Genomic DNA, 18,770 nt, shown 5'->3' with positions numbered 1-18,770 from the left:
ATAATACCATGACCTTATGGTCTGATGATAAGCCTTTGTTAATATATCTACAGCTGTCCGCTTTAGAATTTTCCGTAATACATATCAAGCCACTTATCATCAATACGCTTAAGCTCTGCTCTAGGAAGGATTGAAAGAAGCTTCCATCCTATGTTAAGAGTTTCCTCAATGTCTCTGTCCGTGTCATATCCCTGGGATACATATTCCTTCTCAAAGGCCTCTGCGAACTTGGCATAAAGGATATCAATATCTGAAAGAGCTGATTCACCAAGGATAGTCATAAGCTCCTTGGCGTCCTTTCCTCGTGAGTACGCTGCAAATAACTGGTTCATTGTACTTGCATGATCTCCTCTTGTCTTTCCCTCACCTGTACCCTTGTCCTTAAGACGTGACAGTGACGGAAGAACATCTATAGGTGGTGTAACACCCTTTCTGTATAACTCTCTTGAAAGGATTATCTGTCCCTCTGTAATGTATCCTGTAAGGTCAGGGATTGGATGTGTCTTATCATCCTCAGGCATTGTAAGGATAGGTATCATAGTGATAGATCCGTTCTTGCCCTTCTGTCTTCCTGCTCTTTCGTATAATGTTGCAAGGTCAGTGTACATATATCCAGGATATCCACGACGTCCCGGAACTTCCTTTCTTGCAGCAGATACCTCTCGGAGTGCATCTGCGTAGTTTGTTATATCTGTAAGTATAACCAGCACGTGCATATCCTTCTCAAAGGCAAGATATTCTGCTGCGGTAAGTGCCATACGTGGGGTAGCGATACGCTCAACAGCAGGATCATTTGCAAGGTTGATGAACAGGACTGTTCTGTCTATGGCACCTGTCTCCTTGAAGCTCTCTGTGAAGAAGTTAGCCTCTTCGAAAGTTATACCCATAGCGGCAAATACTACGGCGAACTGCTCGTCTGTTCCACGAACCTTTGCCTGTCTTGCTATCTGGGCTGCCAGATTACTGTGTGGAAGACCTGAAGCTGAGAAAATAGGAAGCTTCTGTCCTCTTACCAGTGTGTTAAGTCCGTCAATGGCAGATATACCTGTCTGAATGAACTCTGAAGGGTAATTTCTTGCTGCCGGATTCATAGGAAGTCCGTTGATATCCCTTCTCTCATCCGGAAGTATCTCCGGTCCGTTATCTATAGGACGTCCGAGGCCGTCGAATACTCGGCCAAGCATATCTTCCGATACGCCAAGCTCCATGCTTCTGCCTAAAAATCTTACCTTACTGTTTGAAAGGTTGATACCTGTTGAGTTCTCGAACAACTGTACCAGGGCGTCCTCGCCGTTGATCTCAAGAACCTTACATCTTCTTACCTCTCCACTTGCAAGCTCGATCTCACCAAGCTCATCATAAGTTACATTCTCTACACCGTGAACAAGCATAAGAGGACCTGCAACTTCCTGTATTGTTTTATATTCCTTTGGCATTTCTTAGTCCTCCTTTCCCTTGATACTCTCAAGTTCCTGTGCCAGTGATTTCTGGATATTTTCAAATTCGGTATCTACATTCTCCGGAAGCACATATTTGAAACGTCCGATCTTCTCACGGACATCCATGCTAAGAATGTGCTTTATTGTAGCCCCCTGCCTGAGAGCCTCTGCTGACTGCTCATAGAAGGCGATAACAAGCTCCATCATAAGGAACTGCTTATGAAGCGGAGTATAGGTATCTACCTCATGGAAGGAGTTCTGATGAAGGAAGTCCTCACGGATAGATCTTGCAGCTTCCATCTTGAGACGGTCACCTGCTGAGAGGGCATCCATACCAACCATCTTTACAATCTCGTCAAGCTCTGCCTCTTCCTGAAGCAGTGTCATCATCTTCTGACGGTCTGTCATGAACTTCTCATCTACATTTTCCTCAAACCATTTGCCCATATTGTCAACATACAATGAGTATGATGTAAGCCAGTTAATAGCTGGGAAATGTCTCTTGTATGCAAGAGCTGAATCAAGTCCCCAGAATACCTTCACGATACGAAGTGTTGCCTGGGATACCGGCTCTGAAATATCACCACCTGGAGGTGATACGGCACCGATAACTGAAAGTGCACCGGTCCTTCCCTCTGATCCAAGGGCCTTTACCATACCTGCACGCTCGTAGAACTGTGCAAGTCTTGAACCAAGATATGCAGGATAACCTTCCTCACCCGGCATTTCCTGAAGACGTCCTGACATCTCTCTTAATGCCTCTGCCCATCTTGATGTGGAGTCAGCCATAAGGGCTACTGAATATCCCATATCTCTGAAGTACTCTGCTATTGTTATACCTGTATATATAGAAGCCTCTCTGGCAGCAACCGGCATATCTGATGTATTGGCAATAAGAACTGTTCTCTGCATGAGGGAATGTCCTGTCTTAGGATCCTTAAGCTCCGGGAACTCGTTCAGAACGTCTGTCATCTCGTTTCCACGCTCTCCACATCCGATATATACAACTATGTCTGCCTCTGCCCACTTGGCAAGCTGGTGCTGGATAACTGTCTTACCGCTTCCGAAAGGTCCCGGAACTGCGGCAACACCACCCTTTGCAATAGGGAAGAAGGTATCTACTACTCTCTGTCCTGTAATAAGAGGCATTACAGGTGGGATCTTCTCTACATATGGACGTCCTCTACGAACCGGCCATTTCTGCATAAGGGTAAGCTCTCTGTCACCCTTATCTGTGGCAACTATACATACAACCTCGTCAACGGTGAAGTCTCCTGCCTTGATCTCCTTGACAGTTCCTTCTACACCGTAAGGAACCATGATCTTCTGGGTAACAACCACAGTCTCCTGAACCGTACCTATTACGTCTCCGGCTGTAACCTTATCGCCGACCTTGGCAACAGGGACAAACGTCCACTTGATGTCTCTCTTTAATGATGGAACCTCAACACCTCTCGCGAGGTTATTTCCACAGATCTTCATAATGTCATCCAGAGGTCTCTGGATACCATCATAGATACTGCTTATAAGTCCGGGTCCAAGTTCTACCGAAAGAGGCATTCCTGTTGATTCAACAGGTTCACCGGGACCCAGTCCTGATGTCTCCTCATATACCTGAACAGAAGCCTCATCACCATGCATTTCTATAATCTCACCGATCAATCGGCTGTCACTAACTCTTACAACGTCGAACATGTTTGCATCTCTCATGCCCTCTGCTATAACAAGAGGTCCTGCGACCTTCTTTATCTTTCCTATAGCCACGGAAAACTCACTCTCCTTTACTATTAATTTCCACTGAACAGTATGTCTGAACCTACTGCCTGCTCTACTGATTTCTTCACTCCGCTTACGCCTGCTCCTGTGTTTCCCGAAACACCCGGAATAACAATTATAGCCGGAGTTATACCGGTTTTATACCTGGAAATCTCCTTCTCAAGTCCTGCCGCCAGTGCCTCTGTTATATATATAACTCCGTAAGCACCCTCTGCCAGTCTCCTGAGCATTGCTGCACCATCCTCGGGATCTGATACCGGGAATGTCTCAAGGCCTAATGTTGCAAATCCATATATGCTGTCATAATCGCCTAAAACTGCTATTCTATACATACATTTCCCTTACCCTTTCCCGGATGGCACTATCAGGAAGTCCGTTAAGTTTTCCTGAAAGTATTATCCTTACTGTCTTTATTTCATTTAACCTGCCCAGAACATATGCCACCAGTGGTCCCACTGTAAATGCATTGAACTTCTGTGGTCTTATGGTTTCTATTATCCTGTTGTCACACCAGCACTCAAATACTGATGAGCTGTCATTAAGTGCCTCGGCTCCACCTGAATACGGGGTTTCCGAAAGATACCTAACTATATCCTCCATCCCCGAAAGGGCTGCCTTAGCCAGTCTGTCCGTATTGATGGTCTCACAGGGAACCATTGCTCTCTTCATGAAATCCATATTCTTAGCGGTTTTACATGATCTTACTGCAATCTTAATGTCCGCCACTGCCACCTGGGTCTCAGCGTATTCCCTCAGGATATCGCATTTGCTGTCTCCTGCTGCCATAAGTATTGCCTTAAGGGTTCCGTTATCTATTATAACGTCACACATCTGTCCGTCTCCTGTATGAGCCATACACTCATATGCCTCCTCGGCACACTGCTGCATATACTCAGGAAGAGCATTGAAGTTGCGGTCCTTTATTATCTTCACCATTTCATCGCCCTTTATAGGCACGTTGTCGTAGAAGATATCCGCCTCTACCTCACCGGCAATAACCGTCTTGATAGCCGCCTTGAGATTATGGAAGAAATCCGGAAGGATAAGCACATCAAATACCGACATGTCATCCACCATTTCCCTTATAACCTCCCAGGTCTTCTCGGTTTCTCTGTTTAAGATCACATCACTGTCATTTAAGCCTGTATCTCCGTCTCCCCAGCCATGCTCCACAAGGAATGAAACTGCTTCCTTATAGGTCTTTGCAGCCAGAAGCTGTTCTATTGTAGCCTGAGAGAAAAGAGACATTTCCAATGCACGGATACGGGCAACCGCATATATATATTTGTCTGCCATTTTTTACCTCCTGTCATCGAACTCCAGCCATGCAAAATTTGCCTTTTTAAGTATTGCCCCCTCATTTCATTGGGCGGCATATCGTCGGTACCATTTTATATGCATCTACGATGCATGGGTACCTCCTCTGGCAAATGGCCGGAGCTACATATCAAGTTTTCATAGAAAACTTGACACATCCGGTAAGAACATACTATACAAACAAAAATGAATTTACCTTGTCTGCAAGCTGCTCCTTTTCCGCATTAAACATTGCTTTAAATGAACAATTTTCTTCTATTCCGCCATATATAAGTACAAATCCGCCCTCTATACCGCAAGTGTCATCTGAAACCTTAAGGCTTCCGCCATGGGCTTCTGCGATCTTGGCCACAGTATCTGCATATCCCTGTGGCAGTCTTGCCTTATCCTTATCTGAAAATACTATGCTTCCAGCCTTAGGCAGTGCGTACTTCTCAAGCATTTTTGTGACCATTGCGAAATACTCATCATCCGGCAGTGCAAGAATATCTGCATAAGCCTTGTCCATCATCTCTCCTATGATCTCCTGCTTTGCCTTAAGTATTGCCTGTCTCTTCTTAAGCTCTGAAGAAGACTTTGCACGGGACTTTCCGCCGGTCTTCTCATGCTGGATCCGGCTGTCTGAAGAAGCCTTGACCTTTTCTGCTTCCTTTTGGGCTTGGGCTATTATGTCCTCAGACTGTCTCTTTGCTTTATTTAAGATTTCAGCAGACTGGTCACGAGCTTCGTTAAGAATCTGTTCTACGATTGTATCTAATCCTGTCATACTTAAAATCTCTCCTTGATATATTCTCTATATTAGTTCACAGGTACACCGTTTACTGCAAGGATTGATACAAGAAGAGCAAGAATAGCGTAAGTCTCAACCATTGCAGGGAAAAGCATTGCCTTACCGAACTGATCAGGCTTCTTTACGATGATACCGATAGCTGAAACTGCCGTCTTACCCTGGTGCATACCTGAAACAAGACCTACAATACCGATAGGAAGACATGCAGCAAGGATCATAAGACCTGTGTTCAGGCTTAACTCTGCAGGTGAACCTGAAAGAAGTCCGATCTTTGAAAGTGCAATGAATCCTACCAGAAGTCCATAGATACCCTGTGTACCGGGAAGAAGCTGCATAATAAGAACCTTCGCGAATTTGCTTGGATCCTCACTTACTACTCCTGAGGCTGCCTGACCTGCAACACCTACACCGTAAGCAGAACCCATACCTGCTAATATTACTGCTAAAGCAGCACCTGTTAATGCTAATACTGTACCCATTGTCATGATAATTTTCCTCCTTAATATTAAACTTATCATCTTTTTTGTTTTATTCTTTATTTCTGATCTACAATGTCAACGTATTTTGTCTTCTCTCTGAAAGGATTAAAGGCAATGCCTCCTCCTTCATAGAATTTGCCGAAGAACTCTACATACTGGAGACGGCAGGTATGCACATAGGCACCCAGCATATTGATAGCCAGGTTAAATGTATGTCCTATGATGAATACCAGTATAAACACGATAACACCGAACACTGAATCTCCTACCATGCTTCCCATCTGGTTTACAACCTGGGCGATAACTCCCGTTGCAAGTCCAAGAGCAAGAAGTCTTGAGTAGGACAGTAAATCTGACAGCCATCCTGTCAGGTTATATATGTCATAGAGACCAAGGGCAAGCCTTAATGCAGGATTCTTGTGTGACCTTCCGGACATGACAACTATCACTGCGGCTCCCACTATAGCCATGGCATAGCTTGTAGTCTTAAGCCATCCCGGGAAGTTAAAGCTTGTCTGTGCTATAGAGGCAAATAACTCTGTAGGCATGAGCATGAGCACCAGGCCGCCTATAAGCAGGAACCATGGTATAACGTCCGCGAAAAAACCTACAAAATCTTTCTTCTTAAGGCACATATATCCCTTAAGGGCAAGACCACCGAACAAATGAATAAGACCAAACAACAATGAGAACACTAACAGTCTCATCGGGTCATCAAGTGGTGCAAACCACAATGGCTTTATTGTTACTTCGTGATGGAAGAACACTCTGGACACTACCGTTATAAGATCTCCGAAATAGCCTCCAAACAATACTCCCCATACAAGTGTGGATATACCACAATACATGAACAGCCTGATGGACTTCGCCAGTGCCTCATCCATCTTAGGGAATTTCTTAAGTATAATGGCACATGCCAGGAATATTATAAGTCCGTATGCTGCGTCTGACAGCATGAGACCGAACAGGAAGATGTAGAACAGACTCATCGGAGCTGTAGGATCCATCTCTCCCTTTCCCGGCAGACCAAAGGAATTAAGTACGCCCTCTGCCGATGCAAATACCTTCTTGTTGTGGAGCTTCACCGGAGCCGTCTCCTCCTGGGGCACGTCTGTGATCTCCACCATGAGAGAAAATCTCTCGTTTAAAATCTTTTCAACCTTAGCAGAATCCTGCTCAAGTATATATCCGGTTATGACAAATGTACTCTTTGACTGGAGCAATTCGCCTAATACCTGATATTTATCTGCTCTGATCCTATAATAATCTGACAGCAGCTTTATATCCTCTCTGTTGTCAGCATATGAAGAGATCTCGTCGCTTAATGACTGGATATTCTGCTTATATTCGCTTATTTCCCTACGATATTTTTCTATCTTATCCTTTGGGGTACGTTTTGAAAAAAACGACATCCTGGTAAAGCCCTCTGAACGTAATGCTTCTTCAACCTTACCGGATATGTTTTTAAGTGCAATGACAAATATACATGTCTGATCCTTATCTGTTGATATGACCTTCACGTCGTAGCCCTGTATATCAGGCTGCCTTGAACTTATCATTTCACGTATCATATCTTCTGTAAGTCCCGGTGCCATGGAACCAAGTATCACGTCGGTATGCTTTGTCCCCGATGTGTTTATAGGTATATCCATATCAACCCATGGTCTGAGACTCTCTATAGAAAGTTCACTCTTGGAGATAGCTGAATTGAGATTAGATATTTCTTTGTCCTTATCTATGATATTTTTTACTATTCCGTTATATCTGCGTCTGTCTTCCACAAGCTGGACATAGTTGATGTTCTTTACTTCTCTTCTGCCCTTTAGGGAATCAAGCATTGAAGTACTCTCCGGTGCATACTGCTGAAGTATCTCTAAGGCTCTGTCAGCATTTGCCACACGCTTCTCATACTTTCCACGCTGGGTTGCCGTATTCATCTTCTTAAACACATCATCCTCAACGCCGTCAGTCTGTATCTCCACTGCTCCCAGTGACTGAAGCTCTTCAAGAACTGCTTTCCTGTCCTTCTTCATGGCACAGATATTTATCTTTTTCATAGATAAAACTGCCATACTATTACCTCCTTTCCACTCATTTATTCTTAATGTTATTTAGACTAATTCCCTGATGATAAGATCGGCAGCCTCCTGCTGTTTCTTCCGGGCATTCTCCCTTAACCCGGCTATCTCATCGTCGGCAGACTTAAGTGCTTCCTCAGTCATTGTATCTTCTTCCGCCTTTATGCTTTCCCTGGCAGTCTTCATGTCCGCCCTGGTCTTAGCACCTGCGTCTGCAATGATCTTCTCTGCGTCCTGCTTAGCCTTCGCAACAATAGCGTCTGCTTCTACTCTGGCTTTTTTGAGCATATCTTCTGCCTGAGTCTCCGCAGCCTCTACAGTTTTCATTGTTTCCTGTAGCATTAACACTTCCTCCTCCATTATTTGTAATTTTTTAACAAATTACCACTAACATTTTATCTAAATTTATAACATTTTTCAAGCAACTAAAAAGCCTTATTTGTGTATTTTATGTTTTTTTTATATCTTTATGCTGACATGTTTGTGATATTTGTTTATTAACATTCAAAAAAAGCGGGTATGTACATTATACGATACCCGCTTTTTCTGATTTTACAGGGATTTTGACGTGTTTTCCCTTAAGCTTATAGCAGACTGGATATTTCTAGTTTTCAATATCCTCGATGGTGATCTTACTGTTGTGAGGGATCGGCTTCCACTCTACCTTGACGAATAGTGCTATGTACTTCACCCAGCGTTCTATGACGTCGTAAAGTGGCCAGGTTATACAGTAAAGTATCTTCTTGCCAAGGCTTATCTTCTGGATACGCTTCCGCTCAATAATGAACACATATACGGCGTAAAGTATGGTCTTGAGATAGACCCCCAGGTGATAGAAGAACCTGACGCAGATCACTATGCCCACGCATTTGAAGTAGGATTCCCAGCCCGGCTCAAGGTGTATGAGCCAGTCCCAGTGCATGAAATGCATGAACTTTCCTATTATGCTGCTGCCGAAGAACTGCATGTCACCGCCGCACTCGTATATGGTGAACGGGAACAGGAACAGGTTCCAGAACAGCCACTTAAAGCCTGTTACGATCTGTCTCGGAAGGAGCTGTGAGAAGGTATCCAGGGACATAAATCTGTGTCTTATGGTCCGCAGCGTATAGCTGTACCATTTGTCTCCCGGCTCATGCTTCGTATTCCTGTCTACGAATATATTCTTGAACAATCCCCATCCGGACTCGGCAAATGCCTGCAGATGACCCTTTGCCCATCTTAATCTCTGCCTCAGGGCAACCTTAAGGTTTGTTGGCTGTTCATCGTAGAATATGGCGTCATTGTTGTAGGATATCTCATATCCGTTTACCACACAGTCGGCAGTAAGTGCTCTGTCCTCGGTAAGGCTTGTGTACTTCCAGCCGTCCTTCACTATCTCATTTGCGAATAAAAATCCGGTTCCCTGAATATTGGTTGCAAGATGAAGAAAGGATCTCGGTCTGTGCTTGAACCTGATGGATCCCAGCCAGTGCACGGCATAAAGGGACGCCACCCAGCCTTCAGTAAGGTTCTTGGTGCTTCGGTAGGATGTGATTATCTTCTCTCCCGCGTCAAAGGAATCGTTCATCCTTGATATGTAATCCTTCTTTAACAGATTATCTGCGTCGAAGATAAAATATCCCTCAAAGCTTTCTATTCCATAGTCCTTTTCTATCTGCTCAAACAGGTACTTAAGGGCAAAGCCCTTTGTCCTCTCGTCAGGATTAAAGTGCTCATAGCAGATGGCACCATTATCCCTGGCAACCTTTGCGGTATTGTCTGTACAGTTATCCGCACACACGAATATGGTAAGGTATTCCTGAGGATAATCCTGCTTTTTTATACTATTTATGAGATTTGCAATAACCGGTTCCTCATTACGTCCCGGTATCAATATGGCATACTTATGATAATTCTTCGCCGGCTTGTATTTTCTGGTAAAGAACAGACCAAGTATCATATATGGGGTATTGTAGAATGAAAGGCAGCTCAAAAGCACACCTATAACCACAAATACCAGCATACTTGGCATGTAAATATGACTTAAAAACAAGCCTATCCTGTCAAATAATGACGTGGCTAACACTGTCATTTTTATTCTCCTTTTTATTGGCACAGCCCACAAAATAATGGCGTGTTTTCATCTCTTATGTGTCATTTGACACTCTCTGCATATTCAGAACATGAGAACTGCATATCAACGTACACTGTCCGGTCTTAATGTCTGAAATAATCGTATTTTAATATAAGGTCATTCTTTCTTATGAGGTCATTCACCTTCTGCTGTGTAGCCTCTACCTCTGCGTCGGAGATATTTCCGCTTCCTGAAGTGACCTTTCCGTTCTCCACATACACCTGTCCGTTGTACCATGAATAATCCGAGAAATATGCCAGTCCTTCATAGTCCGGAGCAAGGATATCCCTACCCAGATACTCTGTAGGGTTGTAGGTTATGCCAAACAGATTAAGCACTGTGGGCAGAATATTCATCTGCATATTTACCGCATTTACCTCTTCATAAGAGCCATCGCTGCTCCATATGAAGAATGGTGTATGATTTATGAGATTATTATCGGTTTCCTTGTATTTGTCAAGTATGGATTTGTCTCTTATGGTGTAGAGATAATGATCCGCATAGGCAACGATCACCGTATTGTCATAGAGATCATTGTCCTTTAATGCCTGTATGAGGAGCCCCACCATATAGTCGGTCTCCGCAGCCTCAAGCTTCACAACATCCTCTTCTGTAAGACCGGACGGAATGTTACCCTTGCCATACTTCATCTCTGCCACCAGTCTGCCTACCCCATCCTCAGTCTCAAATGGGGTGTGTGGTGTGTAGGTGATTATATAATCCACAAACGGTCCATCCTGCTTAAACATGAGATCATAGAAATCCTTATTAAGTATAAGCTCCCTATCAAGCTCCTCTTCGTCATTCTTATAATCTGCAATATCCACAAGACCGTAGTAATTGTCAAAGCCCCAGCTTCTGTAATTTATGCCTCTGCTGTAGAAATCCGAACTGTTCATGTGGAAGGCATTTACCGAGTAACCCTGTTCCTTAAAGAGCTTCGCCATTGTGTGATCAAAGGTGTGGTCATTTAAGGTGTATACATTCTGGGTATAGCTTACAGGGGTGGTAAATCCTGTATTCACGGCAAATTCCGAGTTAAATGTTGAACCACCGCCGGTGTACAGGGAATAATGCTCGGTGAAATCCATGGACTCGTTTTTCAACTTATAAAGATTAGGAGTTGTCTCCTCACTTAACAGCCAGCTGTCCATTCCCTCAAGCTGGAGGAATATAACATTCTTTCCTGTGAATTTTCCGGTGTACTGATTTTCTTCATTTGCAGCTTCAGGATCATACTGGGTCTTAAGGAACGCCTCGTCCTCTCCACTGAGCTTCTCCTCAGGTTTTAAAAAGGTCATGTACAGATTTCTCACGGTGTACTCATAAAGTCCCGAAAGCTTCATGCTCTTATTCACATCGCTATAGTTCTCATATATGTTCCTTGCCTTCTTGAAGCTGTTCCACTTAAGATCTGAGTTGCCACCCATGAAAAGCGGCATGGCAGTATGCACCACAACAAATGCCACTACAGCCACTATCAGCCTCTTTCCTCTGAACTTCTCGCCCTTGGGGAATTTCACTATGGCATATATACCCATGGCAAGGATCACCACCATAAGTATATAATACCATACCGGTGTTCCTGTAATTGTCTCCCATATATACGAACTTCCCTCGTCCATCATCTGGGTAAGGTGAAAATCAAAATAAAATCCCGTCAGATTGTAATATATAATATTGGTAGCAAACATAACAAAATACGGTATAAAGAATATACCGTATATTATCTTCCCTGCATTTCCCTTAACTGAGGACGCAATGCCCATAAAAAGCATTACATATATCAGGGTAAAAAGGTTAGGGATAGGCATGTATGCCTGATAGTAATCTATCTTATATCCCAGTATCCTTATTACAAGATCCATCGTCCAGAAGGGAATGGTAAGAAGCATTAGTTTTCTGTTTGCATATAAAAAATCCTTTACATGTTTAAATACTGACATCTTACTCAATCATTCCTATTCTTCTTATATGTCTCTCATCATTTGAAAATGGTGTATCCAGGAAAATGTCGACTATCTTTAATGCAAGTCCCGGACCTATAACTCTGGCACCCATGGCGAGCATATTGGCGTCGTTGTGCTGTCTGGTTGCCTCTGCCGAGAAACAGTCGTGGCATAATGCAGCTCTTATTCCCGGAACCTTGTTTGCAGCTATTGAGATACCGATACCTGTTCCGCAGATCAGTATTCCCTTCTCACACTCTCCTGATGCAACTGCATTTGCAGCAGCCTTGGCATATACAGGATAGTCCACTGACTCCTCGCTGTAGCAGCCGTAATTCTTGTACTCAAGCCCTCTGTCCTCAAGGTGCCTGATAACCTCCTGCATTAAACCATATCCGCCGTGATCACAACCTAAAGCTATCATAATCAATTCTCCTTTTTAATCATATTCTTTATTACTTATATTTTACACTTCTATTATCCTGTGTCCTGCTGCCTTGATAAGCCTGTTCATTATGGCATATCCCATATCTCCCTCTGCAAATGATTCTGTGTAGATATAATCTGCACCTATATCATCGCAGGTTCTGAGCAGGCTGTAGAGTGCCGCCGACACTGTTATCTCATTCTTCCTGCTGCCAGCGTCAAGAACATGCTGACAGTTATATCTGGCCACATTTTCCGTGTCACAGATTACTGCTGTCTTAAAGCCCTGTTCCTTCTTCTCCTGTACCAGTTCATTTATCTTATTGATGACCTTTTCTATATCATCACTCTCAACTATGGACAGCTCACCCTTAGGTGCATAATGGGTGTATTTCATACCCGGAGCCTTTGGTCTTATGCCTGCTCCCACGCTCTCAAGAGCCGGATCCATGATACAATCACCCACCACGTCCTTTATCATTTTCCCTGATATATAACCGGGTCTTAAGATGGTAGGTCTCTCCCCTGTCATATCAACAATAGTAGACTCTATGCCTATACCTACCGGACCGCCGTCAAGAACCATATCTATCCTGCCGTTCATATCCTCCATAACATGTGCCGCTGTAGTAGGTGAAGGTCTTCCTGACAGGTTGGCACTCGGAGCTGCGATAAATACCCCCGAATCCTTTATAAGCTTCAATGCTCCCGGATGGGATGGCATACGGATTGCCACCGTGTTAAGTCCGCCGGTGGTGGTATCCGGCACAACTGATTTCTTCTTAAATATTATGGTAAGAGGTCCCGGCCAGAAGGCCTCCATCAACAGCTTCGCTCCCTCAGGCACATACTCCGCCAGCTCATATACACTGTTTGTATCTGCTATATGCACGATCAATGGATTGTCCGAGGGTCTGCCCTTGGCACTATATATCTTGCCCGCTGCCTCGCTGTTTAATGCGTCTCCTCCAAGACCATATACTGTCTCTGTAGGAAATGCCACGAGTCCGCCTGCCTTAAGGATATCTCCCGCCATGGCAAATGTTTCCTCGTCATTTATATCTGCTTTTCTAAGAATGGTTTCCATTCTATGTCACCTCTTTTGGTATTTATTTACTGCAATACTGTTCCTATCATGTACCAGGCTCCATTTATGTAGGCTACATATATAGACTCGTCAAACGAGTGGGTTGTAAGAGAGCCTGAACATGTCTCATGGAGATTTGCTATGATGGCTCTGTCTATGGTAACCTTCTCGCCATAGGTAGTCTGTATGTGACTCTCAAGTCCCAGAACTGTAGATGCATCACATTCCTCTGTGGATGCAATATCCGCAGTTATCTGGAAGTCACTGCCATAGCCGTTTTCCATTACCTGCCAGTAATCGTCCATGGAATTTGCCCCGGAAACCGAGCTGTACATGTCCTTCTCCATAGAGTCTCTGATACAATCCAGGTAACAGAGCTTCATTCCCTCTGCGTCCTCATTTGAATAATAATAGAAGTAATCTTCTATAACTATCTCATAGCCTGTATCGCTGGCAATATTATTATCTGATGTTTCTGTATCATTGTATGAAGTATCCTCTGTATCATCCTGATATGAGTAATCTTCTGTGCTGTTTCCTGTATTATCATCAATACCCGACACTACCTTTTTTGAAGAATTGTCCTTGAAAAAAACATTATACAATACAATTCCGATTATGATGATTGCAGGTATTCCTGCACCGATCAAGGCGTATTTAATAAAATTCTTCTTATTTTTGTTGGTCTTTGGAGCAGTATTTGAAGGTGTCTGTGGTCTGGCAGCGTTGTTTATATTGTTCTGCTGTCCATAGCCTGAACCATTGTTTATATTGCTCCGCTGTCCGTATCCTGCACCATTGTTTATATTGCTCTGCTGTCCGTATCCTGCATTGTTGTTGCCACTGAAATTATTTGCTTGATTATAATTGTTAGTCCTGTCGTTGTAGATGTTCTGCTGACCATAACCATTGTTCCGGTATCCTGCGGGACCTGCATAGCCACCCTGAGGGTTATTATTCATGCTGTATGTACCGCTTCTGGAAAATGTAACTGTGTCGTCACCATAATTATTTCCCTGATTATAGTCTCTTCTTACCTGGGAAGCCCTTGTAAGGTTCCACTCAAGGTTTCTTCTTACGGACTCGCCTATTCCGTCAGGATTTGAAGTCGGAGTAATATTCGCCATGGCACTTGCTATGGCACTTCTTAATAGTCCTTCTGCCTGAGCCAGGTCATTGACATTTGCGACCATGTACTGGTAATCCTGCTTAAGCTGATTCTCCAGCATATTTCTTGCTTCCTGGTTTCCCCTCTGTATTTCTTTTACAATCTCTGTATATTTATCCATTTATTCCTCCCACGTGCCAAACACCAGCCCATTAAAGGCAAAGGGCTGACTTGACACATACATCGGCCATCATATTTATACGCATACTTGTCTGTATTTTATATCTAATATAGTTGCTGTGTCAAATATAAAAGGTGTGCATATTTTCAATTTCTACCTAATATAATTTCTACAAATATTTCCTGCCATGGTGATCCTCTATGAAGAAAAAGCTTTCTATCATTGCCGCATGTGCCGCCATGCTGATAACTCTTGGTATATCGGTTTTCACATGGACTGAAAACAAGTCAACTTTCTTAACCGATAATTCAGATGGTATAGATTCGCAGAATTTTACAGGTTCCGATGGCAAATGTGAAAAAAATTCAAATACCGGCAACAATAATTGCAAGTCAGGCAGCAATGGTGCAAAAAGTAAAACCCCCGGTACCGCCGCCAAAAAAGATTTCGTAATAACAATAGATCCGGGTCATGGCGGATACGATCCCGGCAAGGTGGGTGTGAACAACGTACAGGAAAAGGATGTCAATCTAGCCATATCCCTTATACTCCGGGATATCCTTACGGACTCCGGCTTCACAGTTTATCTTACCCGTGACAGTGATGTATCCCTGGACACTCCCGGGGCTACATCAAAGAAAAACTCAGACCTTCACAACCGTATCGAAATGATACGCACCAATCAGTCTGACATATCCGTCAGCATACACCAAAACAGCTTCTCCGACAGCAGTGTCCACGGTGCCCAGGTGTTCTACTATTTTTCTTCTGACAAAAGCAGTTCCCTGGCAGATTGCATTGAAGAAGGTATCAGCACCACCATTTCACCTGATACTGCCAGAAAATCCAAGGCAAATGATAACTATATCCTCCTTAAAAACAATCCCTGTCCCGCGGTTATTGTTGAGTGCGGCTTCCTGACAAATGAAAATGAAGGAACAAGCCTTTCAGGAACCGAATACCAGACAACCATTGCAACGGCTATCGCTCATGGAATTAATTCTTACTACGAAAATTATTTCTTAAATTCCGGCACTCAACCAATACCGGCAAACTAGGTAATATTGAAGAACCGCCACTTATATGGTGGCGGTTCCCCGGCGTGCATTTGATCGTCCTGCTGCAATAAGCTTACAGGCTCATTAATTTTCATTATTTACAGTATTTTTCACTTGTCCCATATCACCTCCCTATAACTTTGTACAACCCCGACGGACAAAATATATGATGTGTTAATTCATTTTCCTGAAAGACCTTAAAATATCTTTATGTTTACGCTTATTTTTTATTATTAAATTTACCGCAACCTTTAAATAATTATCTGTATCTTACATTCAGGATATTTTCATCCGGCAGAATTGCCCTTAAGAACCTCCGCATTTGACATGGTGTCTTTTATGTCCACAGCTTTAATCCTTGTTAATGCCTAATATATACTATTCTGTTTCATTTACAATAGGTTTTACCCTAACTTAAGAGAGTTTAGAAAAAGCTTATAAAATGACTATGATACTGTACAAAACAAGGCATAACTATACATCTAAGGTAACCGTCACTCCCACCACATAAAACATGCCAAATCAATCACAAAGTTGGTTATCGTCACCGAAAATTACGCATACTGTATATTATAGGATTTTGAAAACAGGAGTATTTACAGGATAATAGATTTCACAAAAAAGTTATATTTTGCCGGTCAATAAAGTATTTACATGTAAAATAATTGTGGTAAACTATAGTAACAAAAAGTTAAGCAAAAGGGGATGATTTTATTGAAGATTGAACGCTTAAGTGAAAACCAAATACGATGCATACTTTCAAAGGCTGACCTTGCCGAGAAACAGTTGAAGCTATCCGAGCTGGCTTATGGTTCCCCGAAAGCAAAGGCCCTGTTCAGAGAAATGATGCTCCAGGCATCTGACGAACTTGGGTTTGAGATTGACAATGTCCCTTTAATGATCGAAGCGGTGCCAATGACCCCCGACTCATTAGTCCTGATCGTTACCAAGGTGGAGGATCCTGAAGAGCTTGATACCAGGTTCTCAAGATTTTCAAAGAATGACGACATAGAGGATGACGATGATACGGAGGAAGATATAGATTTCTCTGACGAGGATGACGATGATGATTACTACAATGATGGATTTACAGCGTCTGTCGAGACCAACATCCCATTGTCCGGCAAAGCTCCCGAGGTTCTTGAGACCCTTGGCAACATCATCAGCAGTCTGGCGAACCTTCCAAACACAATGGACGGCATAAGCTTTGACACTCCTGAGGCAGGAAGTACCCAGAAATCAGACGTAGCTACAGATGATACCGGGGCAAACGACGGTGAAACACCTGCTCCTTCAAAGAGCAAAGCATACACTATCTTCGTCTTCGACTCATTAAATACAGTAATAAAGGTATCCAAGCAGCTTAAGGGCTTCTACAACAGTACCAATACACTTTATAAAAATCCTTCTGACAACAGATTTTATCTTATAGCTCAGAGTGATGAGAACAGTGACGGAGAATTTAAGAGAGCCTGTGGTATATTTGCAGAGTTTGGTTCATATTATAAGTCAAATTACGCTTTCAGATATCATATGGCAGAACACTTCAAGGTCATAGTAAAGGAAAATGCAGTGCAGACACTTGCTACACTGTGATAATAAACGTCATATTTATAGCCTTTCAAATCAAAACAATTAAGCTAAAAAAGCTGGTATCATTTGATACCAGCTTTTTTATATAAAGTTGCAATGCACTGATCACAGATCCGTGTTCAGAAAGATCTGCATCTGAAAATATATTATCTCTATATTATCTCTACATCGTCATTCTCAATTATGGCCATAGGATTAATATACAGAACCTCATTCATATAGTCGAAGCCGCATTTGCGTTCAATGTATTCCGCACACTCCTTCATAAGAGGTGCCTTGTCGTCACAATCGTGGGCATCTGTGGCAATGAAATGAACCATCTCGTTCTTTACCAGCTTTCTGGCAAAGTTTCGGATGTCATGTCCATTTTCCCCCATTACCGAACCGGAATCCACCTGAATATAAGCGCCAAGCTTTATAAGATCCTCAACCATGTCCTCATCCTCGTCAAGGCAACTGTAGGTCTCAACATGGGACACTATAGGAATGTAACCATCCATAGAAATGTCTCTTATAGCTTCTGCTATTGTTTCGTAATCTATATCAACCGGAAATTCAAGCATTACATATCTGCTCTTGGCAAGTGAGGATATCTCGCCTGACACGATCTTCTCGTGGGCGTCGTTATCATAAAAGATCTCCCTGCCGAAATAAAGCCTGAGATCAGGACTTATCTTGGCAGCCTCGTTCTTCACCCTCTCAAACACAGCCTTAAGCTTATCCATATCGGTTTCCTTATACTGGCGTCTGTAATCAGGTGTTGCGATTATTGTTCTTATGCCTTCCTCATATGCAATCTTTAACATTCCTATTGAAGTTCTTAAATCTGTAGCTCCATCATCCAAACCAGGAAGAATGTGGCAATTAATATCTACATAACCACTACTTCGCCCGGGAGGATTAGCTCCTTCGTTAATCATATGTTCCTCCATATTTATTTTAATTGTATTTATGATAATCCTGTTACAGATTACTCACCCTTCTTCTCAAGGTAATCATTTATCTCGTCCTCAAGCTCCTTAGGGTCAAGTCCGTGAACTGCTGCTGCCTCCTCAAGAGTCTCTCCTGCTGCTGCCATGCAGTTGACACAGTGCATACCTGCTGCCATAAGGATCGCTGCATTGCCCGGATCGATGGAAATAATATCATTTATAAGCATATCGCTGCTTATCTTCTTAGCCATTTTTATTCCTCCTATAATGTGTATTGTCATTTAATACATATCTATTATGTGTACCATCTGCAGGTCTATGCGTAAGACCTCACACAAACCGGGAAATCTCACCATAAACACCCCAATATTATATTATAGAAATGCCCCAATGTCCAGCCATTAATGTGACATTGGGGCTTATTATGCCTTTTGATCATAT

17 protein-coding genes are annotated in these 18,770 nt (G+C 42.9%); 2 read left to right on the top strand and 15 right to left on the bottom strand.

From position 1 onward, the window contains the following. Window positions 1–62 precede the first annotated feature (62 nt). From DXB54_RS03320 to DXB54_RS03260, 13 genes are all read right to left on the bottom strand, one after another. The gene (locus DXB54_RS03320) at window positions 63–1,436 is read right to left on the bottom strand and encodes a V-type ATP synthase subunit B (protein ID WP_021938896.1); all 1,374 of its coding nucleotides are present in this window, start codon (window positions 1,434–1,436) and stop codon (window positions 63–65) included. 3 nt (window positions 1,437–1,439) lie between these two features. After that, the gene (locus DXB54_RS03315; protein WP_021938897.1) at window positions 1,440–3,203 is read right to left on the bottom strand and encodes a V-type ATP synthase subunit A; all 1,764 of its coding nucleotides are present in this window, start codon (window positions 3,201–3,203) and stop codon (window positions 1,440–1,442) included. A gap of 23 nt (window positions 3,204–3,226) precedes the next feature. Next, entirely contained in the window at window positions 3,227–3,547 is a 321-nt protein-coding gene (locus DXB54_RS03310; RefSeq protein ID WP_021938898.1) for a V-type ATP synthase subunit F, read from the bottom strand. Next, window positions 3,540–4,511: a V0D/AC39 family V-type ATPase subunit gene (locus DXB54_RS03305; RefSeq protein WP_118694236.1), complete on the bottom strand. Its 972-nt coding sequence runs from the start codon at window positions 4,509–4,511 to the stop codon at window positions 3,540–3,542. Before DXB54_RS03305 ends, DXB54_RS03310 begins: the two co-directional genes overlap by 8 nt. 193 nt (window positions 4,512–4,704) lie before the next feature. Next, the gene (locus tag DXB54_RS03300) at window positions 4,705–5,298 is read right to left on the bottom strand and encodes a V-type ATP synthase subunit E (RefSeq protein ID WP_021938900.1); all 594 of its coding nucleotides are present in this window, start codon (window positions 5,296–5,298) and stop codon (window positions 4,705–4,707) included. Window positions 5,299–5,330: 32 nt separating this feature from the next. Continuing rightward, window positions 5,331–5,807: a V-type ATP synthase subunit K gene (locus DXB54_RS03295; RefSeq protein ID WP_118694235.1), complete on the bottom strand. Its 477-nt coding sequence runs from the start codon at window positions 5,805–5,807 to the stop codon at window positions 5,331–5,333. 50 nt (window positions 5,808–5,857) lie between these two features. Then, entirely contained in the window at window positions 5,858–7,873 is a 2,016-nt protein-coding gene (locus tag DXB54_RS03290; protein ID WP_021938902.1) for a V-type ATP synthase subunit I, read from the bottom strand. Between the two features lie 39 nt (window positions 7,874–7,912). After that, window positions 7,913–8,221 carry a hypothetical protein gene (locus tag DXB54_RS03285; protein WP_021938903.1) on the bottom strand — a complete coding sequence of 103 codons (309 nt, stop codon included), beginning with the start codon at window positions 8,219–8,221 and terminating at the stop codon, window positions 7,913–7,915. A 262-nt stretch (window positions 8,222–8,483) separates the two neighbouring features. Then, window positions 8,484–9,953 carry a glycosyltransferase family 2 protein gene (locus tag DXB54_RS03280; RefSeq protein WP_118694234.1) on the bottom strand — a complete coding sequence of 490 codons (1,470 nt, stop codon included), beginning with the start codon at window positions 9,951–9,953 and terminating at the stop codon, window positions 8,484–8,486. Between the two features lie 125 nt (window positions 9,954–10,078). Continuing rightward, a complete protein-coding gene (locus tag DXB54_RS03275; protein ID WP_118694233.1) occupies window positions 10,079–11,941 on the bottom strand; it encodes an LTA synthase family protein in 1,863 nt (620 codons plus the stop codon). A 1-nt stretch (window position 11,942) separates the two neighbouring features. Continuing rightward, complete coding sequence (gene rpiB, locus DXB54_RS03270; RefSeq protein ID WP_021938906.1) at window positions 11,943–12,368, bottom strand: ribose 5-phosphate isomerase B; 426 nt, start codon at window positions 12,366–12,368, stop codon at window positions 11,943–11,945. A 42-nt stretch (window positions 12,369–12,410) separates the two neighbouring features. Continuing rightward, window positions 12,411–13,457 carry an L-threonylcarbamoyladenylate synthase gene (locus DXB54_RS03265; protein WP_118694232.1) on the bottom strand — a complete coding sequence of 349 codons (1,047 nt, stop codon included), beginning with the start codon at window positions 13,455–13,457 and terminating at the stop codon, window positions 12,411–12,413. Window positions 13,458–13,483: 26 nt separating this feature from the next. Then, the gene (locus tag DXB54_RS03260) at window positions 13,484–14,746 is read right to left on the bottom strand and encodes a hypothetical protein (RefSeq protein ID WP_118694231.1); all 1,263 of its coding nucleotides are present in this window, start codon (window positions 14,744–14,746) and stop codon (window positions 13,484–13,486) included. A 200-nt stretch (window positions 14,747–14,946) separates the two neighbouring features. Here DXB54_RS03260 and DXB54_RS03255 point away from each other — a divergent pair, with 200 nt between their 5' ends. Both DXB54_RS03255 and DXB54_RS03250 read left to right on the top strand, forming a co-directional pair. Further along, window positions 14,947–15,804, top strand: a complete 858-nt coding sequence (locus DXB54_RS03255) for an N-acetylmuramoyl-L-alanine amidase (RefSeq protein ID WP_118694230.1) — start codon at window positions 14,947–14,949, stop codon at window positions 15,802–15,804. A 714-nt stretch (window positions 15,805–16,518) separates the two neighbouring features. Further along, window positions 16,519–17,400 (top strand): adaptor protein MecA, encoded by an 882-nt coding sequence (locus DXB54_RS03250; RefSeq protein ID WP_118694229.1) that lies wholly within the window; start codon window positions 16,519–16,521, stop codon window positions 17,398–17,400. A 149-nt stretch (window positions 17,401–17,549) separates the two neighbouring features. Here DXB54_RS03250 and DXB54_RS03245 read toward each other — a convergent pair whose 3' ends face one another. Next, complete coding sequence (locus DXB54_RS03245) at window positions 17,550–18,317, bottom strand: CpsB/CapC family capsule biosynthesis tyrosine phosphatase (RefSeq protein ID WP_021938911.1); 768 nt, start codon at window positions 18,315–18,317, stop codon at window positions 17,550–17,552. Between the two features lie 50 nt (window positions 18,318–18,367). Further along, window positions 18,368–18,580 carry a DUF1858 domain-containing protein gene (locus DXB54_RS03240; RefSeq protein ID WP_021938912.1) on the bottom strand — a complete coding sequence of 71 codons (213 nt, stop codon included), beginning with the start codon at window positions 18,578–18,580 and terminating at the stop codon, window positions 18,368–18,370. Between the last annotated feature and the right edge of the window lie 190 nt (window positions 18,581–18,770).

It is taken from the genome of Coprococcus sp. OM04-5BH, assembly GCF_003482105.1.
In the GTDB taxonomy this organism is placed as follows: Bacteria; Bacillota; Clostridia; order Lachnospirales; family Lachnospiraceae; genus Coprococcus.
Note: the sequence above shows the minus strand (reverse complement) of the source record. Positions and strands in the feature narration are given on the sequence as shown.

What these genes read in the sequence shown, in the direction of transcription:
- DXB54_RS03280 (WP_118694234.1), bottom strand. Translation starts at nt 9,953, where the DNA reads ATGACAGTGTTAGCCACGTCATTATTTGACAGGATAGGCTTGTTTTTA.
- DXB54_RS03285 (WP_021938903.1), bottom strand. Translation starts at nt 8,221, where the DNA reads ATGCTACAGGAAACAATGAAAACTGTAGAGGCTGCGGAGACTCAGGCA.
- DXB54_RS03320 (WP_021938896.1), bottom strand. Translation starts at nt 1,436, where the DNA reads ATGCCAAAGGAATATAAAACAATACAGGAAGTTGCAGGTCCTCTTATG.
- DXB54_RS03240 (WP_021938912.1), bottom strand. Translation starts at nt 18,580, where the DNA reads ATGGCTAAGAAGATAAGCAGCGATATGCTTATAAATGATATTATTTCC.
- DXB54_RS03260 (WP_118694231.1), bottom strand. Translation starts at nt 14,746, where the DNA reads ATGGATAAATATACAGAGATTGTAAAAGAAATACAGAGGGGAAACCAG.
- DXB54_RS03245 (WP_021938911.1), bottom strand. Translation starts at nt 18,317, where the DNA reads ATGATTAACGAAGGAGCTAATCCTCCCGGGCGAAGTAGTGGTTATGTA.
- DXB54_RS03290 (WP_021938902.1), bottom strand. Translation starts at nt 7,873, where the DNA reads ATGGCAGTTTTATCTATGAAAAAGATAAATATCTGTGCCATGAAGAAG.
- DXB54_RS03255 (WP_118694230.1), top strand. Translation starts at nt 14,947, where the DNA reads ATGAAGAAAAAGCTTTCTATCATTGCCGCATGTGCCGCCATGCTGATA.
- DXB54_RS03305 (WP_118694236.1), bottom strand. Translation starts at nt 4,511, where the DNA reads ATGGCAGACAAATATATATATGCGGTTGCCCGTATCCGTGCATTGGAA.
- DXB54_RS03310 (WP_021938898.1), bottom strand. Translation starts at nt 3,547, where the DNA reads ATGTATAGAATAGCAGTTTTAGGCGATTATGACAGCATATATGGATTT.
- DXB54_RS03275 (WP_118694233.1), bottom strand. Translation starts at nt 11,941, where the DNA reads ATGTCAGTATTTAAACATGTAAAGGATTTTTTATATGCAAACAGAAAA.
- DXB54_RS03265 (WP_118694232.1), bottom strand. Translation starts at nt 13,457, where the DNA reads ATGGAAACCATTCTTAGAAAAGCAGATATAAATGACGAGGAAACATTT.
- rpiB (WP_021938906.1), bottom strand. Translation starts at nt 12,368, where the DNA reads ATGATAGCTTTAGGTTGTGATCACGGCGGATATGGTTTAATGCAGGAG.
- DXB54_RS03295 (WP_118694235.1), bottom strand. Translation starts at nt 5,807, where the DNA reads ATGACAATGGGTACAGTATTAGCATTAACAGGTGCTGCTTTAGCAGTA.
- DXB54_RS03300 (WP_021938900.1), bottom strand. Translation starts at nt 5,298, where the DNA reads ATGACAGGATTAGATACAATCGTAGAACAGATTCTTAACGAAGCTCGT.